Source organism: Cupriavidus taiwanensis, from assembly GCF_900250075.1.
Taxonomy (GTDB): domain Bacteria; phylum Pseudomonadota; class Gammaproteobacteria; order Burkholderiales; family Burkholderiaceae; genus Cupriavidus; species Cupriavidus taiwanensis_C.
In genome coordinates this window covers 1,465,397-1,483,223 of record NZ_LT977071.1, presented here as the reverse complement: position 1 = coordinate 1,483,223, position 17,827 = coordinate 1,465,397, and the positions used below count along the sequence as shown (strand labels likewise).

Genomic DNA, 17,827 nt, shown 5'->3' with positions numbered 1-17,827 from the left:
CGGCATGGCTGTTAGACCGACGGCGGCGTGAAATGACCAGTTACATGCGCAACAAAAACGCCATAATTCCGAGGTGATGCAGTCAGATATCAGCGGCACGGGCGCCGAGTCCGGGCGCGGGACAATCCAGACGGGGATCGACGTGAAGACAGGGGTTCAGCAAATCCGGCAGGCCGGCCTGTTGGCGTGCGCGGCGGCGTTCGTGGCGTTGTTTGGGACGCTCTCCGCCCAACCCGCCGGCGCCCAGGGCATGGCGGTGCTGCCCGGCACCGGCGGCATCGCCCAGGCGGCGGCCAGCCAGGCGCAGGCCGCCGCCGCGGCGGTGCTGTGCAACGCGCCGTGGTTCAGCTCCGGCTCTCATGTGCAGATGGAAGGCGACGGCGTGATGCCGATGTCGATTCGCATGACCCTGCGCGATGTAAAGCGCAGCCCGACCGGGTGCCGCGCCCAGCTCGAGGTCAATTCCAAGTCGGCGCTGTCGGCGCTGATGGGGCCGCCGGTGATCACCAACCAGGTCCACGAGGTGGTGATCGAGCGCAGTGCGCCCGAGGCGCAGACCAGCATCGAAAGCCAGCATGCCGTCATCAACGCGCGCGCCCGCTATGCACGCATGTATGGCGAGGCGGCGTTCCGCGGCAAGGGGGTGTTCAACTACGCCGGCCTGGACCTGCGCGAAGGCACCACGCTGGAGGGCGAAGTGTTCAGTTCCAGCGTCTCGCTGAAGGTCTATCCGCTGGGCTCCGATGAAGCGGTCAGCACCATGGACGCGCAGCGGGCCACCATCCATATCGGTTCGCGCCACGTGGGCAGGCTGCAGATGCTCGACACCCTGATGGGCCGCAAGCAATGCCAGCCGATTTCCTACGACAAGCGCACCTCGCTCGGGCCGCTGATGATCGGTGGCGAACTGGTGCAGGTCGAGCCCACCGTGATGCACGTCACCGACTGGTACTGCCCGGCCGAGGCTTTCGTGCTGCGCACCGAGGTGCGCCAGGACGACAAGGTGCAGCGCGTCGATGTCACCGCGCTGGAGCGCGACACGCAGGCGCCGTAGCAGATGCCCGTGGCCGGCGCCATGGCCACCTAGCCCGCGAGGGCACAAAAAAACCCGCCGCGGCGGGTTTTTTTGTATCCGGGGCAGCCGTGGTTCAGCTGGCGGCCGGAGCGGGGGTGGCTTTCTTCTTGCTGCTCTTGTTGTTCTTTTTCTTGGTGCCTTGCTTGGCCGGCTTCTTGTCGGCGGCGGACGGGTCGGTCAGGTCGGTGCGGGTGCTCTTGTTCGCCCCCTGGCTGTACGGATCGAACTTGTCGCCGGCCTTGGCGCCCTGGCTGTACGGGTCGAACTTCTCGCCCGACTTGGCACCCTGGGAATACGGATCGAACTGCTGCTTGCCGCCGGTTTGTGCCTGCACGGCCAGCGAAGCGGCGCCAAGGCAGAGTGCGATCGCGGTCGCGACGAACTTGTTCATGGTTTCTCCTGAGATATGCCGCCGTCGGGCGGTCGTGTCTTTGGCCTGCCCTGCACAGGGATGGCTCGGGCCAGTGTCGCCAACATCCTTCACGACTGTCAACTTGGGGCTTGCCCGGCGCGACGAACTCATGGAAACCCTGAATTGCGGCGCCAGCGCGATTGCGCATGGCGCCGCCGGCGCGCTTATTCGGTGACCGCGTCGGACGGATGCTTCCAGGCCGCGCGCACCTCGCCCGAAGGCGCCAGCGCCAGGTTGATGCCGCGACTGCCGATGGGCTGCTGGAACCAGCGCTGCTGCAGCGCCTGGACTTCGGGGCCGGCAAAGGTCGTGGCCAGGGTCTGGTCGACCAGGCGCTTCCACTCCGGATCGGCCTTGGACAGCATCAGCGCGTTCTGCTCGACCGACAGCGCCGGGCCGACGATGACGTATTGCGAAGGATCCTTGGCGCGCGCGCGCAGTCCGGCCAGCAGCACGTCGTCCATCACGAAGGCCTGGGCGCGGCCCGATTCCAGCAGCAGGAACGATTCGCCGTGGTCCTTGGCGTAGACGTCGTGATAGCCGTACTGGCCCTTGAAGCGGCGCACGTGGCGGTCGCCGGTCGAGCCCGCGCTGGTGACCACGGTCTTGCCGCGCAGGTCTCCGAACGAGCGGATGCCCGAGTCGGCGCGGACCAGCATCCGCACCGTCGACACATAGTGCGAGACGCTGAACGCAACCTGCTTCTGGCGCTCGAGCGAGTTGGTGTTGGGGGCGCAATCGAGGTCGACCAGCCCGTTCACCACCGCCGGAATGCGGTTCTGCGGCGTGAGCGGCATCCAGCGCACCTTCAGGTCCTTCAGGCCGAGCTTCTGGCGCGCCGCCTCGGCCGCGCGCAGGCACAGGTCGACGGCATAGCCGGCCGGCTGGCCCTTGTCGTCGGCAAACGAGAACGGCAGCGCCGATTCGCGGTAGCCCAGCACGATGGTGCCGGCGTCGCGGATCTTGTCGAGCACCGGGCTTTGGGCATGCGCCGCTGCCGGGGCCAGCATGGCGGCGGCGGCGCCGGCGGCGAGCAGGATTGCCGCGAGCGGGCGGAGGGCGCGGGGAAGGCGGGCGGTCAGGGCAAAGGCAGACATGCGGGGGAAAAGGGGGAAAAGGGGGAAACCAGCCGGCAATGCGGCGAAGACGCTAGGGTATACCCCAGTCATGGTGGGGCGAAGGACATTCTCGTCATAAGCAAATTCTGAGTCCACGCGGCGACACGGAAGCCGGGTGCGTCGCATGCCGTGCACGCATGCGCCGCGGGCATGGCTGCCCGCCGCATTGCTCATGGCGAGGCGCGACGCCGCTCAGCACAATGAAAAGGCCCTAACCGGAGCCTTTCATGTCACGCACTTTTTCCCTGGAAGCGGAATGCCTCGGCCTGCGGTTGCGCGCCGGCACGGAACTGGTCTGCCGCGGCGGCAACCTGTGGCTGACCTTCGAGGTGCCGGGGCGGCCGTCGCCCGATGTGTTGCTGGCCCCAGGCGAGCGCCATAGGCTGCAAGCGGACGCCGAGGTCTTTGTCGCGGCGTTGCACGGCGCGGGCCCGGCGCTGTGCCGGATCGAAGCGCCACCGCGCGGGGCTGGCCCGCTGCGGTTCAGCTGGCTGCGGCGCGCGCGGGCGACTTGACCGTGTGCGCGGCTTCCTGGCAGATCCACTGCGCCACGCGTTTGACGTCGGCGCGCGGCTGCGCGGCGGCCTGGATCAGCCAGTAGGCGTTCGGGCTTGGCGGCGCTTGCCGCGCGGTCGGCACCAGCGCCAGCTGGCCGCCGTCGACCAGCGGCCGCACCAGTTCGAGCCGGCCCAGCGCGACGCCTTGCCCCGCCAGCGCCGCCTGGATGACCTGGTCATACTGGTTGAAGCGCAGCATGCCGCGCTGGCTGGCCTGGCGCAGGTCGCGCGCGGCCAGCCAGCTGCGCCATTGCAGCCACGGGCGCGGATCGTCGAATTCCAGCAGCGGTAGCTGCAGCAGCGCATCGCTGTGCGGCCCGAGCGCGGCCAGCAGCGACGGATGCGCGATCGGGGCGATGTGCTCGCCGAACAGGCGCACGGCATCGGGCGGCGCCGCGGCGTCGCGGCAATAGCGCACCGCAAGGTCGATGCCCTCTTCTCGCAGGTCGCTGATACGGTTGCTGGCCGACAGGCGCACATCCAGGTGCGGGTGGGCCTGCTGCAGGCTGCCCAGCCGTGGCAGCAGCCACAGGCCGGTCACGCCGATGCTGGCGGTGACGGTGACCGGCTGCCGGCCCTCGCCGCGGCGCACCTCGGCCACCACGTCCTGCAGCTGCTGCAGCGCGCTGTCGGCGCTGCGAAACAGGCGCTCCCCCTCGGCGGTGAAGGCGACGCCGCGATGCTTGCGCACGAACAGCTGCACCTTCAACTGCGCCTCCAGCGCATGGATCTGGCGGCTTACCGCCGACTGGGTCAGGCACAGGTCGTCCGCCGCCTGCGTAATGCTCATGCGCCGGCCGACGGCGACGAAGCCCTTGAGCAGGTCGAGCGAGAACAGGCGAACCAGCGGGGTGGACATGCAGTGAGCTCCGGGCAGACGCGCGAGACCTCATTACAGCACGATCCGGGATGCTCCTGCCATGCGTGGTGCGCATGGCAGGACGACCGAAAGATCGGTTGAAGCAAGGCCTGCCGTCGCTTGCAATAGAGCCATCGCGCCTGCAGGCGCCATGGATTGACAAGAGGCTGCCATGACCATCCATTTGCCACGCTCGTCCGCTTCCGGCGCCACGCCCTGGTGGCGGCAACTGTGGGTGCTGGTGCTGGCCGGTGGCGTGCTGATGGGGATGGCGCTGGGCGTGCGCCATGTGCAAGGGCTGTTCATGCTGCCCATCATTGCCGAGCGCGGCTGGACCCGCGAGACCTTCGCCTTTGCGATGGCGGTGCAGAACCTGGCCTGGGGGCTGGCGCAGCCCTTCACCGGCATGCTGGCCGACCGCTACGGCTCGTGGAAGGTGATGGCGGGCGGGCTGGCGCTGTATGCCGTGGGGCTCTATGGGATGACGCTGGCGCATACGTCGACGGCGCTGGTGTGGTCGGCGGGCCTCTGTCTCGGCGTGGCCTTGTCCGGCACCACCTTCGGCGTGGTCTACGGCGCGCTCAGCCGGATGACCGGGGTCAACCAGCGCAGCCGCGCGCTTGGGCTGGCCGGCGCCGTCGGTGGCGTCGCCCAGTTTGCGCTGGTGCCGGGCGTCCAGACGCTGCTGGCGGGGACAGGATGGGCGGGTACGCTGCTGCTGCTTGCCGTGGCACTGGCCGTGCTGTTGCCCCTGGCCCTTCCGTTCCAGGACCGCGGCGCGGCGGCGCCGGACCACCACGCGGCGGACGGGGCCGGGGGCCAGCCGCTGAGCGCCGCCGTGCGCGAGGCCTTCGGCCATTCGGGCTTCTGGCTGCTCAACCTGGGCTTTCTTGCGTGCGGCTTCCAGCTTGCCTTCATCGCCAGCCACCTGCCGGCCTATCTGCTGGACCGCGGCATGCGTGCGGCCGACGGCATGGCGGCACTCGCCATCATCGCGCTGGCCAACGTGGCCGGTGTCTATGTGTGCGGGCTGCTGGGCGGGCGTCACAGCAAGAAGTACCTGCTCGCCGGCATCTACCTCGCGCGCACCGCGGCGATGGCAATGTTCCTGCTGCTGCCGCTGAGCCCGGCGACGCTGTACGCCTTCAGTGGGGCGATGGGGTTGCTGTGGCTGGGCACGGTGCCGTTGACCAACGGCATCCTGGCCCAGGTGTTCGGCGTGCGCTATCTCGCCACGCTGTTCGGCTTCGTGTTCCTGGGCCATCAGCTCGGCTCGTTCATGGGCGTGTGGCTCGGCGGGCTGGTGTTCGAGCTGACCCGCTCGTACGACGCGGTCTGGTACGGCGCCATGGCGCTGGGCATCGTCGCCGCGGCGCTGCATTCGCCGATCGACGACCGCCAGCTCGCCCGCACCGGTCTGGCGCCGGCACGGCCATGAGGCGGCCCGGCGCAACCGCGCTCGCCGCCTGGCTGTCGGTACTCGGTGGCGCGGTCGTGTGCGCCGTGGCGCTGGCGGGGTGGCTCGATCCGGCCCATGCCCAGGCGTGGATCGCGCTGCTGGCGCTGTGCCGGTAACCCCCGGCCACCGCCGCTACCACGGCGCGGCGGAGGTCGAACTCGCAACAAGCAGGGCCACTGTGTAACCAACCCGCACAATGTATGTATTGCGCCACATTGAGGGATGGCGCAGCGGGTAGAATCGCGCCTTCCGTGCCTTTTGCATCCTCCCTATAACAATGAGCTCCCGCCCGTCGCGCCTGCCGTGCATCGACGCCCTCAAAGCCGTCAGTTCGCAACTGATCGTCCTGCACCACCTCGCCTTCTATGGACCGATGTCCGACGCCGCCTACCAACTGGCGCCGGGGCTGGTGGACTGGCTCTATGACTACGCGCGCATCGCGGTACAGGTGTTCCTGGTGATCAGCGGCTTCCTGGCGGCGCGCAGCCTGGCGCCCGACGGACGGCTGGAGATTCGCCAGCACCCGCTGTCGCTGCTGTGGCGCCGTTACCAGAAACTGGTGGTGCCGTTTGCCGCGGCGATCCTGCTCAGCATTGCCGGCGCCGCCGTGGCGCGGCACTGGATGACGCATGCCTCGATCCCCGCGTCGCCCACGCTGGGGCAGTTGCTCGCGCACCTGACGCTGCTCCATGACATCGTCGACGTCGACGCCTTGTCGGCCGGGGTCTGGTACGTGGCCATCGACCTGCAATTGTTCGCGCTGCTGCTGGGCACGCTGTGGGCCGCGCGGGCGGTGTCGCGGGGCAGTGCGGCGGCGGGCGTGGCGGTCAGCATCGGCCTGGTCGCGCTTGCGGCCGTGGCATCGCTGTTCTGGTTCAACCGCGATGCCGCTTGGGACATCTGGGCCGTGTATTTCTTCGGTGCCTATGGCATGGGCACGCTGGCCTACTGGGTGTCCGCCCCCGGCCGGCCGTTGCTGCCGCTGGCGCTGCTCGGCGCGGTGGCGCTGGGCGCGCTGCTGCTGGACTTCCGGCTGCGCATTGCCGTGGCGCTGGCCACCGCGCTGCTGCTGGCGCTGGCGCGCCGCGGCGAATGGCTGGAACGCTGGCCGCGCGCGCGCCTGGTGGGCTACTTCGGGCGCATTTCCTATTCCGTGTTTCTGGTTCATTTCCCGGTGTGCCTGGTGGTCAATGCGCTGGTGTCGCATCTGGCACCGGGGCAGCCGGTGCTGAACGCCCTGGGCATGGCGGCGGCCTGGGCCCTGAGCAATGTGGCCGGGGCCTTGTTCTACCGCTTCATCGAAAGCGCGCAGCCGCTCGCGGCACTGCGGGCGTTGCTGGGCGGCCGCGGTGCCGCGGCAGGCGATTCGGGCCCGGGCTCGGCGAGCCGCCCGACCATGTAACCCTTGCAACCCTAGCCGCGTGCCGTACGTGTAGCGCGCTTGCGTTACGTGGATGCGCGCGGCATCCGGGCGGTGCATGCAAGCGGCCGGCGTGGTGCCGTCGGCACGCCGGGCGTGCATGGCCCTGCCGCGGACTTGCGTTGGACGCCACACACAGTGGCGCAACGCTGGCGTAAACGGGCATTGGGTGATGGCACAAAGGTTGCCTAGTATGGAATCGTAAACCTGACCGATTGGTCAGGATTCCATCGGGAACCGAGGGTGTCATGTCCGACCATATCGTCCTGACTTCGCACGCGCGCCGCGACAAGCCGGCTGAGCCGATCCACTGGGGCGCCGCCACGGCGGCGGAGCGGGGACCGGTGATTGCCAGCCTTGGCAATCCGGCGCAGCGCAATGTGATCGGCACCCACGCCGGCGCCTACGCCATCTACCGTGCGCTGGCGGTAGCTTCCGGCACGCTGCAGCGCGACCACCGTCCCGACCTGACCGATACCGCGCCCGCCGAGGCCATCGGCCCGCATCCGCAGTGGGGCGACCCGGACAAGATCGTCTCGCTCGACCCGTGGGGGCACCTGGTCTCCACTGTCTTTGCCGACCGCATCGCCGCCGGCGTCGATATCCGCCCGACCATCGCGGTGACGCGCGCGCACATCAACATGCCGGAACTGGTTTCGGCCATCGCCGCGGGCCGGCTAAAGCCAGACGGCGACCTGTTGCATGCCAATGGCGACGTGCGCGTGACCAAGGCGGCGGTCGACCCGGTGTGGTACCTGCCCGGCATGGCGGCCCGCTTCGGCATCAAGGAAAGCGTGCTGCGCCGCAGCCTGTTCGAGCAGACCGGCGGCATGTTCCCGGAACTGGTGACGCGGCCGGACCTGAAGGTTTTCTTGCCGCCGATCGGCGGCATGACGCTGTATTTCTTCGGCGATGTCAGCCAGCTGGGCAAGCCCGAGACCCGCGTGGCCTGCCGCGTGCACGATGAGTGCAACGGATCGGATGTGTTCGGGTCAGACATCTGTACCTGCCGGCCGTACCTGGCACACGGCATCGAGGTGTGCATCGAGATGGCGCAGCAGGGCGGTGTCGGGCTGGTGGTCTACAACCGCAAGGAGGGCCGCGCGCTGGGCGAGGTGACCAAGTTCCTGGTCTACAACGCCCGCAAGCGCCAGGTTGGCGGCGACCGCGCCGAGACTTATTTTGCCCGTACCGAATGCGTGGCGGGCGTGCAGGACATGCGTTTCCAGGAGCTGATGCCGGATGTGTTCCATTGGCTGGGCATCCGCCGCATCGACCGCTGGGCGTCGATGAGCAACATGAAGCATGGCGCGCTGGTGGCGCAGGGCATCGAGGTGGTCGAGCAGGTGGCGATCCCCGAGGCGCTGATCCCCGCCGACGCCCGTGTCGAGATCGACGCCAAGGTGGCCGCCGGCTACTTCACGCACTACACGCCGCCGGATGCGAACGAACTGGCCCTGGCAAAGGGCAGGGGGTTGAACGAATGACGAGGTATCCCGAGGACAGTGCCAACGAGCGCCCTGGCAACGGCTGGCTGAGCCCGGTGCCCGAAGGGCATCCCGCGGCGGCGCTGCTTTGCGCCGAGGCGGTGCGCACCCATTGCGCGGCGGTCACCGAACACGTGGCCAGCGGCGCGTCCGAGCTCTTCACCTGGCACCCGGACCGCGTGCATGCGATTGCCGATTACGTCGCCAGCACCATCCGGCAGCGCTATCCGGACCTGCAGGTGCCGTATCACAGCCGCTGGCGCCATTTCGAAAGCGGCGCGGGCGACCAGCGCACGGACCGCTGGCACGTGCTGTGCGAGCGCGCCGCGCTGAGCGGGCCCGAACACCGCGAGGAGCGCGCCCGCATCGGCATCGATCTGGTGATCCCCAGCGTGCTGCTGGATGCGGGCGCCGGCCCGGAATGGCGCTACCGCGATCCGGCCAGCGACCTGGTGCTGACGCGTTCGGAAGGACTGGGCGCCGCCAGCTTCGACCTGTTCGCGCGCGGCGGCTTTTCCGCGGCGCCGGGCGATCCGCTGCGCGCCGATGCCGAGCGCCTGCAGCGCATCGATGCCGACAGCATTGCCCATGCCTTCCAGGTCGCGCAGCACAACCCGCTGGTGGGCCTGGAAGGCCGCGCCGGGCTGCTGCGCCGGCTGGGCGAGGTGATGGACGCGACTCCGGCGCTGTTCGGCCGGCCGGCGCGGCTGGGCAACCTCTATGACTACCTGAAGGCGCACGCCGTCGGCGGCCAGCTCGATGCCGGCTTCCTGCTGCGCACCTTGCTGGTGGGCCTCGGGCCGGTGTGGCCGGGGCGCATCGTGGTCGAGGGCGTGTCGCTGGGCGACTGCTGGCGCCATCCGGCGGCGCCGGGCGGGCTGGTGCCGTTCCACAAGCTGACCCAGTGGCTGACCTATTCGCTGCTTGAGCCGCTCGAGGACGCCGGCCTGACCGTGGCCGGCCTCGACGCGCTGACCGGCCTGCCCGAGTACCGCAACGGCGGGCTGCTGTACGACTTCGAGCTGATGGTGCCGCGCGATCCCGGCTTTGCCGCCGAACCGCATGCGGTCGATGAGCCCGTCATCGTCGAGTGGCGCGCGCTGACCGTCAGCGGCCTGGACCTGGTGGCCGATTGCGTGCGCCAGGCGCTGGGGCTGGAGGAAGCGCAGTTTCCGCTGGCGCGGGTGCTGGAAGGCGGCACCTGGGCGGCGGGGCGGCGCATCGCCGCCAAGCGCCGGCCCGGCGGCGCGCCGCCGTTTGCCATCACCAGCGACGGCACGGTGTTCTGAACGCGCCGCCCGCGCCGCGGGCGGCGTTGCAACAGGGAAGGCTTGTGCAACGTGGCTTCAGGAGCGTCACCATGAACGACATGACCGCTGTTCCCGCAGTCGAGGCGCGCGCGCCGGACCCCGCCGACCCTGCCAGCCTGTCCGGCGTGATGGTGGTCGACCATCCGCTGGTGCAGCACAAGGTCACGCTGGTGCGCAGCGAGGAGACCACCACCGACAACTTCCGCCGCCTGGTGCGCGAGATCAGCCAGCTGCTGACCTACGAGGCCACGCGCGACCTGGCCATGGAAACCATCGCCATCCGCACGCCGATCGCGGCCACGCAATCGCGCGTGCTGTCCGGCAAGAAGCTGTGCCTGGTGTCGATCCTGCGCGCCGGCAACGGCTTTATCGATGGCATGCTCGACCTGCTGCCGGCGGCGCGCGTCGGCCATATCGGCCTGTACCGCGATCCCGAGACGCTGGAGCCGATCGAGTATTACTTCAAGATGCCCGAGGACATCCAGGAGCGCATGGTAATCGTGGTCGACCCGATGCTGGCCACCGGCAATTCGGCCATCGCGGCACTGAACCGGCTGAAGGAGGCCGGTGTCACCACCATGAAGTATGTGTGCCTGATCGCCTCGCGCCCGGGCCTGCGCGCGCTGCGCAGCGCGCATCCGGACGTCGGCATCGTCACCGCGGCCATCGACGAAACCCTCAACGAGCACGGCTATATCGTGCCCGGCCTGGGCGACGCCGGCGACCGCCTGTACGGCACGCGCTGATGGACCCGCGCACCGGCCTTGCGCCGACACTGCGCGCGCCGCCCGCGCGCGCGGCGGCGTGCGGCCGCATCCGGCAGGAGAACCAGGCCATGATCCTGCGCGCGGCCGAGCACGTGTTCGCGCGCGCCGGGTTTGCCGGCGCCACCATGGCGGAGATCGCCATGCGCGCCGGCGTGCCCAAGTCGAACCTGCATTACTACTTCCGCACCAAGCAGGCGCTGTACCGCGCGGTGCTGGCGCACACGCTGCAGCTGTGGCTGTCGGAAGCCGACGTGATCCGCGCCGAGCTGCCGCCGCAGGTGGCGCTGGAGCAGTACATCCGCGCCAAGATGCGGCTCTCGGCCAGCCATCCGGATGCGTCGCGGGTGTTCGCCAACGAGCTGCTGCACGGCGCGCCCGAGATCGGCGAGGTGCTGCGCCATGCCCTGCGCGAACTGGTGTCGCGCAAGGCCGCGGTGGTGCAGCAGTGGATCGACCGCGGCCAGATGGCGCCGGTCGACCCGCAGCACCTGTTCTTCACCATCTGGGCCGCTACCCAGACCTACGCGGACTTTGAATCGCAGGTCTGCGCGGTGCTGGGGATCAGCCGGCTGCAGCCGCAGGACTATGCGCATGCCACCGAGCACGTGGTGGTGATGCTGCTGCGCGGCTGCGGCCTGGCCCCGGTGCCGCTGGCCTGAGATCCCACGCCCGTACCCATACCGGATACCACGACACGACCCATGCTCGACCTGATCCTGCGGCATTGCAACCTGCCCGACGGGCGCACCGGCATCGACATCGGCATCGCCGACGGGCGCATCGCCGCAGTCGAGCCGGCCCTGGCGGCGCGCGCGGGCGAAGAGATCGACGCCGCCGGCCAGCTGGTCACGCCGCCGTTCGTCGATGCGCACTTCCATATGGACTCGACGCTGTCGTACGGGCTGCCGCGCGCGAACCAGTCGGGCACGCTGCTGGAAGGCATTGCGCTGTGGGGCGAACTGAAGCCGCTGCTGACGCAGGAGGCTATCGTCGAGCGCGCGCTTGCCTATTGCGACTGGGCCGTGGCGCGCGGGCTGCTGGCGATCCGCTCGCACGTGGATGTGTGCGATCCGCGCCTGCTGGCGGTGGAGGCGCTGCTGCACGTGCGCGAACGCGTGCGCCCATACCTGGACCTGCAGCTGGTGGCGTTTCCGCAGGACGGCGTGCTGCGCGCGCCCGGCGCGCTGGCCAGCCTGAAGCGCGCGCTGGAGCTGGGGGTCGACGTGGTCGGCGGCATTCCGCATTTCGAGCGCACCATGGCGCAGGGGGCGGAGTCGGTGCGGCTGCTGTGCGAGCTGGCGGCCGAACGCGGCCTGCGCGTCGACATGCATTGCGACGAAAGCGACGATCCGCTGTCGCGCCATATCGAGACCCTTGCCAGCGAAACCGTGCGCCTGGGCCTGCAGGGCAGGGTGGCGGGATCGCACCTGACCTCGATGCATTCGATGGACAACTACTACGTGTCCAAGCTGATCCCGCTGATGCGCGAGGCCGGCGTGGCGGCGATTGCCAATCCGCTGATCAACATCACCCTGCAGGGGCGGCACGATACTTACCCCCGGCGCCGCGGCATGACGCGTGTGCCCGAGCTGATGGCGGCCGGCGTGCCGGTGGCTTTCGGCCACGATTGCGTGATGGATCCGTGGTATGGCCTGGGTTCCGGCGACATGCTGGAAGTGGCGCACATGGGGCTGCATGTCGCGCAAATGACCGGGCAGGAGGCGATGCGGGCCTGCTTCGACGCGGTCACCGCCGCGCCGGCGCGCATCCTGGGGCTGGACGGCTATGGCCTGGCGCCAGGCTGCCGCGCGGACCTGGTGCTGCTGCAGGCGCGCGATCCGGTCGAGGCGATCCGGCTGCGCGCCACGCGGCTGCGCGTGCTGCGCGCCGGCAAGACCATTGCCACCATGCCGGCGGCGACGGCGGCGCTGGCGCTGCCGGGACGGCCGGCTCAGGTGGATTTCCGGCGCGCCGGCAGTGCGGCATAGCGCGCACAAAGTTTTTTACGGTCGGGTGTTGACAGTGCACCCAGCACTCGGCATAATTTCGTTCTTCGCATCGCAGCAGTAATGCAGCGAAACGAAGCCCAGATGGCGGAATTGGTAGACGCACTAGGTTCAGGTCCTAGCGGTGGCAACACTGTGGAGGTTCGAGTCCTCTTCTGGGCACCAAAATTCGGAAAGGCTCGCGCAAGCGAGCCTTTTTTCGTTTCGGGCCATGCTCCATGGCAACCACGTCCGCGCGAGTCAATCCCGTCGTTCCCGCGCAGGCGGGAACCCAGTGACTTTAAAAGACGCTGGATTCCCGCCTGCGCGGGAATGACAGTAGTGTTTGATGCCTTAACTGAACGGTATTGCCGCGCGAGCGGGCATCTTTTTGTCCGTAGCCTTCGGACATTGCCCGCAGTGGTTCAGCGTCCCGGCATCCCCTCCAGGTCTTGTGCCTCGCGCACGCAGTTGCGCCCCTCCGCCTTGGCGCGGTACATGGCCGCGTCGGCCGCGCCGAACAGGCGCTGCCAGTGGCTGGCGCCGCCATGGCCGACGGCGACGCCGAAGCTGGCGGTCACGCCAAGCCGCGTGGTGCCGGACAGGTAAACCGGCCGCGACGCAATGGCCGCGCGCAGCGTTTCGGCCAGCGCCGCGGCTTCGCCGGGCCGGCCGTGCGGCAGCCACAGCGCAAACTCCTCGCCGCCGAAGCGGGCCAGCACGGCCTCGGCCGGCACCAGCGCGCGCATCTGCGCGGCGATATTGCGCAACACCTGGTCGCCGGCGGCATGGCCGTGGCGGTCATTGATCTGCTTGAAGCGGTCGACGTCGATCAGCACCAGGCTGGCGTGCTCGTGCGCGCCGTACCGCGCCGCCACCAGTTCCAGCGCGCGCCGGTTCAGCAGGCCGGTGAGGCTGTCGGTGCGGGCCTGCTGCTCCAGCTGCGCGGTCAGCGCGGCGCGCTCGCGCAGCTTGCGGCGCAGGATGTCGATGGCATCGAACAGGCGCCGCATCTCGGCAGCCTGGCCCATGCGCCTGGCCTGCGCGGCAGCCTCGGATGGCGCGGTCTCGTGCCGCTGGCCGCGGTCCTCGGCCAGCGCGATCACCTCGGCGCGCGCGCGCAGCAGCGGCAGGAACACCGCGCGCCGGGCGAACACCAGCATGTAGCCCAGCACCGCGAGAATCAGCGCCGAGGTGCCGCACGCAGCCGCGAGCCGGCGCAACGCGCGCTCGCGCGTGCTGGTGAAATGCGCCACCACCTCGTCCAGGAACACGCTGCGCAGCCGCTCCAGCGGCTCGAGCGTAGGCACGTAGCGGTTGGTCAGTTCGGTGGGCGTCATCGAGTAGTTGCCCGAGATGCGCCCCTGCGCGACCAGGCTGTCGACCATGGCCACGCCGCGGCCGAAGAACTGGTGGCCAGCGTCGGCATAGGCCTGTTCCAGCGCCGGCGCGGCGCCGAACATGTTGTACGCCGGCCCGGCCAGTTGCCATAGCGCCAGCAGCCGTCCGCGCGAGCGCGTCGCGTCGACCAGGCTCTGCACCGGCATCGGCTGGCGCGCCGCCACCGGCGCCATAATCTGCGATGCCATGCGCCCGGCGTACTCGCGCAGGTCGCCCAGCATCTTGCCGGTCAGCGCGGGTGCGGCCAGGCCGTCATCGCAAACGGAAAGCTCGCGCACCTGCCAGGCGATGGCGGGCTGCAGCGCGTCGACGACCTCGAACATGCTTTCGATGGCGTGGCGGATCTCGTCCATGTCTCGCTGCTGCGGCGCGCGCGCGGCAAGTTCGTCGATCTCGGCGCGCGCCCGCGCCAGGCGCTCGCGCACGCGCTCGACCATCAGCGGTGGCGGGTGATGGCTGTGCAAGCCGAAGGGGGCCGGCGGCGGCGCCGACAGCCGCGCCAGCGCCGCGTCGCTGCGGGCGCGAAACGCCTGCAGGCGCTCGCGCGCCGCGCTGTGGGGCGAGGGCGGTTCGCCGAGCACGCTGTTGGCCGGGCCGCGTTCGGCGGACAGCGTGTTGGCGGCGTCGAGCACCTCGCGGTACGCCGAGATGTCGTACAGGTTCTGCCGGGCCGCGGCGAAGTCGCCGTACGAGGCGGCGATCACCAGCGCCGCCAGCACCACCGTGCACAGGCCGCCCACCGTGGTCGCCAGCGCCAGCTTGCGCTGCAGGCTGCGGCGCGGTCCGTTGCCGGCGGTCAGGGCAGTGCGGTTGCCGGGATCAAGCTGTCGGGCGCGTTGCCGCAGGGCCATGCTGTCTCCACCCGGCTGCCAGTGGCCGGGCCATGCGTGAAATTTCTGTCAATCCCGACATTATTGACGAAAAGGCCGCGGCACCTGTCCAAATCTTCCGCGATTCGCGCGGGGGACACCGGCGCCGGCCGCTGCCCGGAAGGTGTTCACGGGCGCGCGCAGCCGAACATAGGCGGCTAACGCTGGCGGGGCATTTGACCTATGCTCAAGCTCATCGGGCAGGCATTTATAACGTCCCGAAGGTGGTTGCCATGACTGTGGTCTTGTCATCATCGAGAGCGAGGGAGGCGGGGACGAACCCCGGATGGCACGGCTGTGCCGCGCATCCCGGCATCGTCCACCATCACCTGCATTACTGCGCCCTGCTGGCCATGCTGATGTGTGCGCTGGCCCACGCAGACGAAGCCTTGCCGGATTTCCACGGCGTTTCCGCCGCTGATCCGCCGCTGCAGGCAAGCCTGGCGCAAGCCGCTCCGGCGGAGCTGGCGCAGGTCTCCGGCCAGCCGGCCGAAGGCTCCGAGGCGAGCGGCTGGATGGTGCAGCCGCTGGAGCCGGTGGTCGTCGAATACGCGATGGTGCCGCCGCCATCCTCGTCCTCATCTTCTTCCGCCTTGCCGCGCGCGCTCGGCGCCGGGCCCGATGACGATGCCCCGGGCCTCGCCGCGGTGGACCGCGAGACTACGGCCATGCCCGAGCGTGGGCGCCGGGTGACGCTGCATCTCGACGACATCACCAGCGCCAGCGGCTTTGCCGACAATCGCGTGCGCACCATGGCGCTGGCGGTCGATGCCGTGGTGCCGCGTGCCGGCGGACTGACCATCCAGCCGCGGCTGCAACTGGCCTACCAGCCCGGCACCAGCGCGGACCCGAACAAGCTGGCGCAGGCGATGCCCGGCGATGCCAGCGCCACCGGCATCGGCGTGCGCCTGTACGGCGCGCAGCCGACGCGGCTGGCCGGCATCTATCCGTTCGTCGAGGCCGACTGGTGGCAGGAAAGCCGCAAGCAGGTCATCAATATCAACGGCACCAAGATCGATGCCGACCTGCTGCGCGGACTGTTCTCGTTCAATATCGGCGCGCATGGCAATACCAAGACCGGCGTGAAGCTGTGGTTCAAGGTCCGGGCGGGGCGCAACCCGAGCGGCACCGTCGGTGCGCGCTATCGATGGTAGGGGTGGTGGGGGCAGTCGCGCGCAAGGCGCGCGGCAACAAAAAAGGGCTTCCGTTTCCGGAAGCCCTTTTTCTTTCTGCATAGGTGGCGCGGCTGGCAGGATTCGAACCCACGACCCCTTGGTTCGTAGCCAAGTACTCTATCCAACTGAGCTACAGCCGCACACGAGAAGCGGAATTGTATAGCAATTATTGATTTGCGCAAGCCCCCCCTGCCAAAAATCTTTGACCGCCTCCGTCGGCGTCAGCCTGCGGCTTCCGACCAGACGCCATCCGCCTCGCGCGCCTTGCCTTCGTCGCGCAGCTTGATCAGGTGCGCCAGCAGCGAGCGCTGCGCCACCGGATGCATGCGCGGCGGCACATCGTCATAGACGCGCAGCACCAGTTCGCCGAGCGCGGCCGGGCCAAGTTCGCGCAGCGCGCCGGCGACCTTGGCCTCGCGCTGCAGGCGGTGCCGCACCAGGATGCGGATGGCGTCCTGCGGGCGCGCGATCAGGAAACCATGTCCCGGCGCCAGCCACTCCAGGTCTTCTTCCTGGAGCGCGGCGAGCGAGTCGAGGTAGGCGCGCATGTCGCCATCGGGCGGGCCGATCACCACCGTCGATCCCTGCATCACGTGATCGCCGGTGAAGAGCGTCTTTTCTTCCTCGAGCAGGTAGCAGAGGTGGTTGGACGCATGGCCGGGGGTGTGGCAGACCCGCAGCGTGCAATCTTCGGCCAAGGCCAGGCGCTCGCCGTGCACCAGTTCGCGCTGCGGCGCGAAGGTGGCGTCCTGCCAGGGGCCGGCGGGGGCCGCGCGTCCCATCACGGTGGCGCCGGTGGCGGCCTGCAATGCCGCCGCCGCGGGCGAATGGTCCAGGTGCGTATGCGTTGCCAGGATCCAGCGGATCGGGCCGGGCGCCGCTTCCAGGATCGCGCGCACATGCTCGCCATCGTCCGGGCCCGGATCGATCACCGCCCATTCGTTGCGCGCACCGCCGCCGACCAGGTAGGTGTTGGTGCCCGGGCCCGTCATCACGCTGCCGTTGTTGGCCGTGACGCGCCATACCCGCTGCGACAACTGCACCGGCACGCCGGGTGCCAGTTCGTAGCGGCCGTGCACCTTGCCGTCGGGATCGATGCGGCCGATCTCGGCGTAGCAGGGCTCGTTCGGCATCACCGGGCGCACGCCCGCCGCGCCGGTGGCAAGCCGCGGCATGATGCAGGCGATGCCGCGCAACTGCGAGAAATACGCAAAGCAGGCCGCGGCGGTCTCGAATTGCGCGATCGAACTTAGCGTGCGGCGCGTGACATGCATCATCGGCAGGCCGCTGGCCGGGTCGGCGGCGTCGGCCGGGCGCACCCAGCGGTGCTCGACGATCTCGGTGCCGTCGGGCACGGCCAGCTGGCCCTCCGGAGCGATGGCGACAAAGAAGCGGGTGTCGAAGCGCTTGGGCAGGCCGGGCGGCGTCAGCCAGTAGCTGTGATAGGCCAGCCGGTCCGCCGCCAGGCGCAGGCCCAGCTGCTCGCAGGCGTGGGCCAGTCCGGGGCCGCCGCGTTGTACGGCCTCGCGCAGCAGCGCCTGCTGGGCGGCGTCCAGCTCATGCGGCCCGCGCAGGCGCCCCTGATGATCGCAGGCGAACAGCAGGCCCGCTTCTTCGAAGCATTCGCGCACGGCGGCGAGGTAGAAGTCCAGGCCGCTGGCCGGCAACCCCAGGCGCTCGCTGGCGAGCGCGTCATCGAGGCCGTGGGCGTGCGCGTGCAGGTGCCGGTCTTGCGCATCGAGGGTGCCGCCGGGGAAAACATAGGCGCCGCTGCTGCGGTCGTTGGCGCGTTCGACGCGGCGCACCAGCAGCACTTCCATGCCGGCGGGCGCGTCGCGCACCACCAGCAGGCTGGCGGCCGTGCGCAGCAGCGGGGCGGGATGGGCAGGGCGGTTGCCGTTTGTCTCTGTGGTTGTCATTGGTCGGCATCGTG

At 69.5% G+C, this 17,827-nt stretch carries 16 protein-coding genes and 2 tRNA genes; 12 read left to right on the top strand and 6 right to left on the bottom strand.

Going from position 1 to position 17,827, the window contains the following annotated elements:
* Nucleotides 1-142 precede the first annotated feature (142 nt).
* Nucleotides 143-1,054 (top strand): hypothetical protein, encoded by a 912-nt coding sequence (locus CBM2588_RS23035; protein WP_115683700.1) that lies wholly within the window; start codon nucleotides 143-145, stop codon nucleotides 1,052-1,054.
* 94 nt (nucleotides 1,055-1,148) lie between these two features.
* Here CBM2588_RS23035 and CBM2588_RS23030 read toward each other — a convergent pair whose 3' ends face one another.
* Both CBM2588_RS23030 and CBM2588_RS23025 read right to left on the bottom strand, forming a co-directional pair.
* A complete protein-coding gene (locus CBM2588_RS23030) occupies nucleotides 1,149-1,466 on the bottom strand; it encodes an amino acid ABC transporter permease (RefSeq protein ID WP_115682652.1) in 318 nt (105 codons plus the stop codon).
* Nucleotides 1,467-1,651: 185 nt separating this feature from the next.
* Nucleotides 1,652-2,584, bottom strand: a complete 933-nt coding sequence (locus CBM2588_RS23025) for an amino acid ABC transporter substrate-binding protein (protein ID WP_115682651.1) — start codon at nucleotides 2,582-2,584, stop codon at nucleotides 1,652-1,654.
* 248 nt (nucleotides 2,585-2,832) lie between these two features.
* Between CBM2588_RS23025 and CBM2588_RS23020 the strand changes: the two genes are divergently transcribed.
* On the top strand, nucleotides 2,833-3,120 hold the full coding sequence (locus tag CBM2588_RS23020; RefSeq protein WP_115682650.1) for a DUF2917 domain-containing protein: 288 nt from the start codon (nucleotides 2,833-2,835) through the stop codon (nucleotides 3,118-3,120).
* On the opposite strand, the gene CBM2588_RS23015 is transcribed toward CBM2588_RS23020, so the two are convergent.
* Entirely contained in the window at nucleotides 3,089-4,021 is a 933-nt protein-coding gene (locus CBM2588_RS23015; RefSeq protein ID WP_115682649.1) for a LysR substrate-binding domain-containing protein, read from the bottom strand. The genes CBM2588_RS23020 and CBM2588_RS23015 overlap by 32 nt on opposite strands.
* A gap of 172 nt (nucleotides 4,022-4,193) precedes the next feature.
* Between CBM2588_RS23015 and CBM2588_RS23010 the strand changes: the two genes are divergently transcribed.
* From CBM2588_RS23010 to CBM2588_RS22970, 9 genes are all read left to right on the top strand, one after another.
* Nucleotides 4,194-5,459, top strand: a complete 1,266-nt coding sequence (locus CBM2588_RS23010) for an MFS transporter (protein ID WP_115682648.1) — start codon at nucleotides 4,194-4,196, stop codon at nucleotides 5,457-5,459.
* The gene (locus tag CBM2588_RS23005) at nucleotides 5,456-5,596 is read left to right on the top strand and encodes a hypothetical protein (protein ID WP_172583653.1); all 141 of its coding nucleotides are present in this window, start codon (nucleotides 5,456-5,458) and stop codon (nucleotides 5,594-5,596) included. Before CBM2588_RS23010 ends, CBM2588_RS23005 begins: the two co-directional genes overlap by 4 nt.
* Before the next feature lie 161 nt (nucleotides 5,597-5,757).
* Entirely contained in the window at nucleotides 5,758-6,882 is a 1,125-nt protein-coding gene (locus CBM2588_RS23000; protein ID WP_115682647.1) for an acyltransferase family protein, read from the top strand.
* 266 nt (nucleotides 6,883-7,148) lie between these two features.
* Nucleotides 7,149-8,387: a GTP cyclohydrolase II gene (locus tag CBM2588_RS22995; protein ID WP_115682646.1), complete on the top strand. Its 1,239-nt coding sequence runs from the start codon at nucleotides 7,149-7,151 to the stop codon at nucleotides 8,385-8,387.
* Nucleotides 8,384-9,676: a URC4/urg3 family protein gene (locus tag CBM2588_RS22990; protein WP_115682645.1), complete on the top strand. Its 1,293-nt coding sequence runs from the start codon at nucleotides 8,384-8,386 to the stop codon at nucleotides 9,674-9,676. Before CBM2588_RS22995 ends, CBM2588_RS22990 begins: the two co-directional genes overlap by 4 nt.
* A gap of 71 nt (nucleotides 9,677-9,747) precedes the next feature.
* The gene (gene upp, locus CBM2588_RS22985) at nucleotides 9,748-10,443 is read left to right on the top strand and encodes a uracil phosphoribosyltransferase (RefSeq protein WP_115682644.1); all 696 of its coding nucleotides are present in this window, start codon (nucleotides 9,748-9,750) and stop codon (nucleotides 10,441-10,443) included.
* Nucleotides 10,443-11,123, top strand: a complete 681-nt coding sequence (locus CBM2588_RS22980; RefSeq protein ID WP_231942245.1) for a TetR/AcrR family transcriptional regulator — start codon at nucleotides 10,443-10,445, stop codon at nucleotides 11,121-11,123. The genes upp and CBM2588_RS22980 overlap by 1 nt, the downstream gene beginning before the upstream one ends.
* Before the next feature lie 42 nt (nucleotides 11,124-11,165).
* On the top strand, nucleotides 11,166-12,452 hold the full coding sequence (locus CBM2588_RS22975) for an amidohydrolase family protein (RefSeq protein ID WP_115682643.1): 1,287 nt from the start codon (nucleotides 11,166-11,168) through the stop codon (nucleotides 12,450-12,452).
* A gap of 96 nt (nucleotides 12,453-12,548) precedes the next feature.
* A tRNA-Leu gene (locus CBM2588_RS22970) sits at nucleotides 12,549-12,635 on the top strand.
* Nucleotides 12,636-12,874: 239 nt separating this feature from the next.
* Here the strand turns inward: CBM2588_RS22970 and CBM2588_RS22965 are convergent.
* Nucleotides 12,875-14,701 (bottom strand): GGDEF domain-containing protein, encoded by a 1,827-nt coding sequence (locus CBM2588_RS22965; RefSeq protein WP_115682642.1) that lies wholly within the window; start codon nucleotides 14,699-14,701, stop codon nucleotides 12,875-12,877.
* Between the two features lie 251 nt (nucleotides 14,702-14,952).
* On the opposite strand from CBM2588_RS22965, the gene CBM2588_RS22960 reads away from it, so the two are divergent.
* A complete protein-coding gene (locus CBM2588_RS22960) occupies nucleotides 14,953-15,873 on the top strand; it encodes a hydrolase (RefSeq protein WP_115682641.1) in 921 nt (306 codons plus the stop codon).
* Nucleotides 15,874-15,957: 84 nt separating this feature from the next.
* Here CBM2588_RS22960 and CBM2588_RS22955 read toward each other — a convergent pair.
* Nucleotides 15,958-16,034, bottom strand: a tRNA-Arg gene (locus CBM2588_RS22955).
* An 81-nt stretch (nucleotides 16,035-16,115) separates the two neighbouring features.
* Entirely contained in the window at nucleotides 16,116-17,813 is a 1,698-nt protein-coding gene (locus CBM2588_RS22950; protein ID WP_115682640.1) for an MBL fold metallo-hydrolase, read from the bottom strand.
* Nucleotides 17,814-17,827 lie beyond the last annotated feature (14 nt).

Bases quoted from the DNA above. Each gene is read 5' to 3' on its own strand.
- CBM2588_RS22965 (WP_115682642.1), bottom strand. From the start codon at position 14,701: ATGGCCCTGCGGCAACGCGCCCGACAGCTTGATCCCGGCAACCGCACT.
- CBM2588_RS22950 (WP_115682640.1), bottom strand. From the start codon at position 17,813: ATGACAACCACAGAGACAAACGGCAACCGCCCTGCCCATCCCGCCCCG.
- CBM2588_RS23030 (WP_115682652.1), bottom strand. From the start codon at position 1,466: ATGAACAAGTTCGTCGCGACCGCGATCGCACTCTGCCTTGGCGCCGCT.
- CBM2588_RS22980 (WP_231942245.1), top strand. From the start codon at position 10,443: ATGGACCCGCGCACCGGCCTTGCGCCGACACTGCGCGCGCCGCCCGCG.
- CBM2588_RS22960 (WP_115682641.1), top strand. From the start codon at position 14,953: ATGACTGTGGTCTTGTCATCATCGAGAGCGAGGGAGGCGGGGACGAAC.
- CBM2588_RS22990 (WP_115682645.1), top strand. From the start codon at position 8,384: ATGACGAGGTATCCCGAGGACAGTGCCAACGAGCGCCCTGGCAACGGC.
- CBM2588_RS23015 (WP_115682649.1), bottom strand. From the start codon at position 4,021: ATGTCCACCCCGCTGGTTCGCCTGTTCTCGCTCGACCTGCTCAAGGGC.
- CBM2588_RS23025 (WP_115682651.1), bottom strand. From the start codon at position 2,584: ATGTCTGCCTTTGCCCTGACCGCCCGCCTTCCCCGCGCCCTCCGCCCG.
- CBM2588_RS23010 (WP_115682648.1), top strand. From the start codon at position 4,194: ATGACCATCCATTTGCCACGCTCGTCCGCTTCCGGCGCCACGCCCTGG.
- CBM2588_RS23020 (WP_115682650.1), top strand. From the start codon at position 2,833: ATGTCACGCACTTTTTCCCTGGAAGCGGAATGCCTCGGCCTGCGGTTG.
- CBM2588_RS22975 (WP_115682643.1), top strand. From the start codon at position 11,166: ATGCTCGACCTGATCCTGCGGCATTGCAACCTGCCCGACGGGCGCACC.
- CBM2588_RS22995 (WP_115682646.1), top strand. From the start codon at position 7,149: ATGTCCGACCATATCGTCCTGACTTCGCACGCGCGCCGCGACAAGCCG.
- upp (WP_115682644.1), top strand. From the start codon at position 9,748: ATGAACGACATGACCGCTGTTCCCGCAGTCGAGGCGCGCGCGCCGGAC.
- CBM2588_RS23000 (WP_115682647.1), top strand. From the start codon at position 5,758: ATGAGCTCCCGCCCGTCGCGCCTGCCGTGCATCGACGCCCTCAAAGCC.
- CBM2588_RS23005 (WP_172583653.1), top strand. From the start codon at position 5,456: ATGAGGCGGCCCGGCGCAACCGCGCTCGCCGCCTGGCTGTCGGTACTC.